Source organism: Desulfovibrio sp. SGI.169 (genome assembly GCF_050313595.1).
Classification (GTDB): domain Bacteria; phylum Desulfobacterota; class Desulfovibrionia; order Desulfovibrionales; family Desulfovibrionaceae; genus Desulfovibrio.
Genome location: NZ_JBNPLS010000059.1, coordinates 1 through 4,548, shown reverse-complemented (window position 1 = coordinate 4,548; position 4,548 = coordinate 1). Strand labels below are relative to the sequence as shown.

The 4,548-nt window shown below is 55.1% G+C and carries 4 protein-coding genes; all 4 read left to right on the top strand.

The genetic code is table 11. From position 1 onward, the window contains the following. The first annotated feature begins 94 nt into the window (after positions 1–94). The 4 genes from ACQRA4_RS13560 (at position 95) to ACQRA4_RS13545 (ending at position 4,102) form a co-directional block, all read left to right on the top strand. Positions 95–256 carry a hypothetical protein gene (locus tag ACQRA4_RS13560; RefSeq protein WP_427823587.1) on the top strand — a complete coding sequence of 54 codons (162 nt, stop codon included), beginning with the start codon at positions 95–97 and terminating at the stop codon, positions 254–256. 188 nt (positions 257–444) lie between these two features. Beyond that, on the top strand, positions 445–2,481 hold the full coding sequence (locus ACQRA4_RS13555) for a methyl-accepting chemotaxis protein (RefSeq protein ID WP_427823586.1): 2,037 nt from the start codon (positions 445–447) through the stop codon (positions 2,479–2,481). 125 nt (positions 2,482–2,606) lie between these two features. Next, positions 2,607–3,593: a diguanylate cyclase gene (locus tag ACQRA4_RS13550; protein ID WP_427823585.1), complete on the top strand. Its 987-nt coding sequence runs from the start codon at positions 2,607–2,609 to the stop codon at positions 3,591–3,593. A gap of 236 nt (positions 3,594–3,829) precedes the next feature. Further along, the gene (locus tag ACQRA4_RS13545) at positions 3,830–4,102 is read left to right on the top strand and encodes a hypothetical protein (RefSeq protein WP_427823584.1); all 273 of its coding nucleotides are present in this window, start codon (positions 3,830–3,832) and stop codon (positions 4,100–4,102) included. Positions 4,103–4,548 lie beyond the last annotated feature (446 nt).

Below are 4,548 nucleotides of genomic sequence, written 5' to 3'. Positions count from 1 at the left end.
CTCATTTCATGATATCGGAAGAAAGAAAGTGGTGAAGGGGCTGCTTCGGCGAGGGAATTGCTCCGATTCTCTTAAAGTAACATAGGAGGCTGTCATGGCTCATTCAGAGGCTAATATTTCTATTGCTCAATGCGAATCCGGTGGTTGCTTGGCTAAGATTCCTGGCTTGGAACTCATTTCACTCATAGATAATATAAAAGACATTATTCGCACATCAAGTAGTGCAAGTGCTTCGGCACAACTCTTGAAATGGTAGATCTTACAATGGCCCTTTTTGCCAGATTCCATGTTAATGGAAGCTGGAAAGATATGGCATCATTATTTAATTAGCACCCTCATTTGCTTTTCATGTTATGTTGATGTGACGTAATAGTGAGAAGACAAATTGATTATGTATACGGCGGCGAGTGGTACATAGCCTTCAACAATTTTAAGGTGGTTTTTATGAAACTCCAAACAAAAATGGTGCTGGGATTTTCCGCCCTCTTGTTGATGACGGTAATATTGGGAGCTGCTAGTTACATGGTGACGGACAACATGGAAGAATATGCCGTTCAGTCCGCATTCATTGAGAAAGGTAAATCGGATGTGGAAAAAATTCAGACCAACTATCTGTGTTTTACACAATATCAAGAGGAAAAATACGCCACCGCGGCTTTGGAACTGGTCAACTCGGCCGCGCAACACTTTGCCGAAGCGGCTTCCCACATGATTGATCCGGCCCACAAGGCGGAAGTGGAACAGTGCGCCGCCGATGTGGCCGCGCTCAGCAACAGGTTTACGCAATTGATCACCCATCAGCAGGAAATCCTGCGGCTGCGGGCCAGCGGAGACGCGCAGTTTGAGCAGGTTGCCGCCAAGTTCGACATCATGCAGAAGGGGCAGGACGCCATCATACGCGAAGAATTTATGGTCCGCCGCTTGGAGAATCTGAAAAACGTCTATGCGTTGCGCATTGAGCTGAACCGCCTGCGGGCCGCCATTTCCGCGCTCTCGGTCAATTCCGGCGAAGCCGAACACAAGGACATTCTGGAAAGCATGAAGACGCTCAAGAGCGACCTGACAAAACAACTGAACAACCTGAGTTCTCCGGACAACCGCCGGAACATGCAGGCCGTCATTGACGAAATCGTCATTTTCAACGGCATCTTGCAGGACTACATGAAGCTGCTGCTCGCCGCCGCCCAGGGACAGCACGACATGGCGGCGGGGCTCTCCGCCATAGAAAGCAAGGCGGCCGCCATTTCCGACACCTCTACCCGCAACGTGCAGGCCGCCAACGCCAAAGCCACCATGTACATTATGGGCATACTCGCCGTGGCGCTTGTCATCGGCGTGGCGACGACGATCCTGTTGAGTCGGAACGTCCTCCGTCAGTTGGGCAAGGACCCGGGCGTGCTGGCCTCCCTCGCCGACCGTGTGGCGGGCGGCGATTTCGAGGTGGACGACGGCAGCGCCAAGGTGGGCGTATACGGCAACATCGTCAAGATGGTAGCCATGCTGAAAACCAATATCGACGAGGCCAACCAGCAGTCCGAACACGCGCGGCAGGAGTCCGCCAAGGCGCAGGAAGCTATGGTCAAGGCGCAGGAAGCCAGCGCGGACGCGCAGGCCAAGCGCGACAGCATCATGGCTGCGGCGGACAGACTGGAAATCGTCGTCAATGTGGTTTCTTCCGCCTCCGAACAATTGACGGCCCAGATTGAGCAGTCCGGACACGGAGCGCAGGAACAGGCCGCGCGCGTGGCAGAAACGGCCACCGCTATGGAGGAAATGAACCAGACGGTGTTGGAAGTGGCGCGCAACGCGGGCCAGGCGTCCGAGCATTCCGTCGCCGCCAAGGAAAAGGCGAGCGCCGGTGCGGCCGTGGTGAAGGAAGTTATGGACAATATGAACAACGTGCGCGAACAGTCCCTGCAGTTGAAAGAAAGCATGGCCTCCCTCTCCCAGAGCGCGCAGGATATTACGCGCATCATGGGGGTGATTACGGATATTGCCGACCAGACCAATCTGCTGGCGCTCAACGCGGCCATTGAGGCGGCGCGCGCCGGTGAGGCCGGACGCGGTTTCGCCGTGGTGGCGGACGAAGTGCGCAAGCTGGCCGAAAAAACCATGGCCTCCACATCGGATGTGGCCTCGGCTATCACCGGCATTCAGGACAACACCTCAAAGAGCATCCAGCAGGTGGACACCGCCGTGCAGATCATTGAGCATACCACCGAGCTGGCGGTGCGCTCGGGCACGGCGCTGGAAGAAATCGTGTCCATTGCCGACAATACGGCGGATCAGGTGAGCGCCATTGCGGCGGCCAGCGAAGAGCAATCCGCCGCAAGCGAGGAGATTACCCGCTCCATCACCACGGTAAGCGATATTTCCAGCGAAACCTCGAATGCCATGAACCAGTCCGCCCAGGCCGTTTCCGAGCTGGCTCGCCAGATGAACGATCTGCGGGGGTTGGTGGAAGAGATGAAGAACGCCTGATCCGCAAGCGGAGCAGGCAGGTGTGCACATAGCGCCTTCATTTAACGTGTTCCGGCAATTCGTTCCTTTTCCGGACGGGTTGCCGGAACGCATTGCAATACCGTTCCGTTTCAAGAGGTGACATTGTGTCGATAAGCAACCAACAGGGCGGGGGCGCGAGCCAGGCAGAGCTTATCATTTTGCGGGCAAGGCTTGACCTCTTGCAGCGGAAGCTGGATTTTTTTGAAAGCATCATCAATGAGTTGCCTAACCCGGTATTCGCCAAAAACAGCGATGCCCGGTTCTGTTTTTTTAATAAGGCATACGAATCATTTTTTCACGTTCGGCGGGAAGAGATGCTGAACCGTACTGTGCTGGAACTCGACCACCTGAGTCCGGAAGAACGGCGGCATTATCAGAAAGAGGACGAGGAAGCCATCCGGGGCGGCGGCGAGGTGCATTACGAAACCTCCTATAAAACCGACCGGGGCCTGCGCTCCTCCCTGTATTGGGCAAGGGGCTTCGTCTCGCCCGGCTTTGAGCAAAAAGGGCTGGTGGGCGTCATTGTGGACATATCGTCCCTGAAATGTCTGGAACAGGAACTGGAGCGTCGTGTGGAGGAATTGGAAGAGGCCCGCCGGGAACTTCGTCAGATGAGCCTGACGGATGAACTGACGGCCCTGCCGAACCGCCGTTTCTTCGAGATGCGTCTTCAGGAAGGGGTGCTCATTGCCGCCCGTCACAATGTGACGGTCAGCCTGTTCATGGCGGATATAGACTATTTCAAGAATATCAATGATCGCTTCGGCCATGACTCGGGCGACGTCGTTCTGTGCGATGTCGCCGAGGTTTTGCGCCGCACATGCCGCGAGGCGGACATTGTCGCGCGTTTCGGCGGTGAGGAATTTATCGGCCTGTTGCCGTTGACGCACCTGCACGACGCCCGAACTCTGGCGGAACGCATCCGCAAGGCGGTTAAAGAATTCTGTGTGCGGCCTGATGGAGAACCGCTGACGGTGAGTATCGGGATTGCGGAATTTCAGTGCGGCGAGAGCGGTGAACGGCTCAAAAAAAGAGTGGACGAAGCTTTGTACCGAGCCAAGGAGAACGGCCGCGATCAGGTGTCCGAATGATACAGGCATAGAACAACGGCTCGTCGCGATAAGGTGGGTTCCTGCATCCGGACACATATCCGCCCGTTGGCTCGTTCGTCCCTCCGTTCCCGATCTGCCGGAAAATTTTTTCCCGGTCGGACAGTCTTTCCGCCGGAATGTTGCGATAAGGCGAGCACCTGTATGGGCCGGGCGGCCCCGGCGTGTTCGCCGGGAGCGTTCCGGCAACAACCACGACAAAAAAGAGGAGGTCTTCCATGCCTGAAAAATCAGGAACACTCCCAGAGCCCGTGCGCTTTTCTCTGGATACGCTTATCGCAATTTCCAATTCCTATAGCACTGTAGCCTCACAGGAACTCGCCAAAACTCCGGAAGACGAGAGTCTTCGCGCGCTTGCCGCGTTTTCGGAAAATACGGAATATTATCTGAAGATTCTGAAAAAAATGATTGCCTATTTCGGAGAGATTCAGTCCTTGACATCCTCCTATCAGCTTATGAAGGCGCGGATAGAGCATCCCCTCAAGCAATGAGCCGTCCGCCGCAAAGACGGCGGCTCTCTGCGGAAGAGGCCATGCCGGACTTTTTCGTTGTCCGGTTCCGCATGTTTCAGCGGATGCGCTCCAGCGGGCACAGTCGGGAGAGTATGGCCGAGGCCAGGCTTGCGCTCCCGCCATCCGGGGGCAGGGAGGAACGCAACCGGCAGGTTGTGCCGAGCATACGGCGGATTATGCCTTCAGCGTGGTCGGGGACGTGGATTTGGCCCGCAATGAACAGTAGCGGCGGAAACGAATTGAAAGGTGGAGAAAAAAACGCGAAGCCCGGCGCGTGCGGGCGAGGTGTTTTTTAGCTTTCTTCGTCAGATTTTACTTTACGTCTAAGGCTATGTGCTTTTAATGCACTTTGTAAACGTACATCAAAATATCTATTTATAAGTTCGTAATCTTCATATTGACTAGGTTGTACAACATAACAAAGG

Bases quoted from the DNA above. Each gene is read 5' to 3' on its own strand.
- ACQRA4_RS13555 (WP_427823586.1), top strand. From the start codon at position 445: ATGAAACTCCAAACAAAAATGGTGCTGGGATTTTCCGCCCTCTTGTTG.
- ACQRA4_RS13545 (WP_427823584.1), top strand. From the start codon at position 3,830: ATGCCTGAAAAATCAGGAACACTCCCAGAGCCCGTGCGCTTTTCTCTG.
- ACQRA4_RS13560 (WP_427823587.1), top strand. From the start codon at position 95: ATGGCTCATTCAGAGGCTAATATTTCTATTGCTCAATGCGAATCCGGT.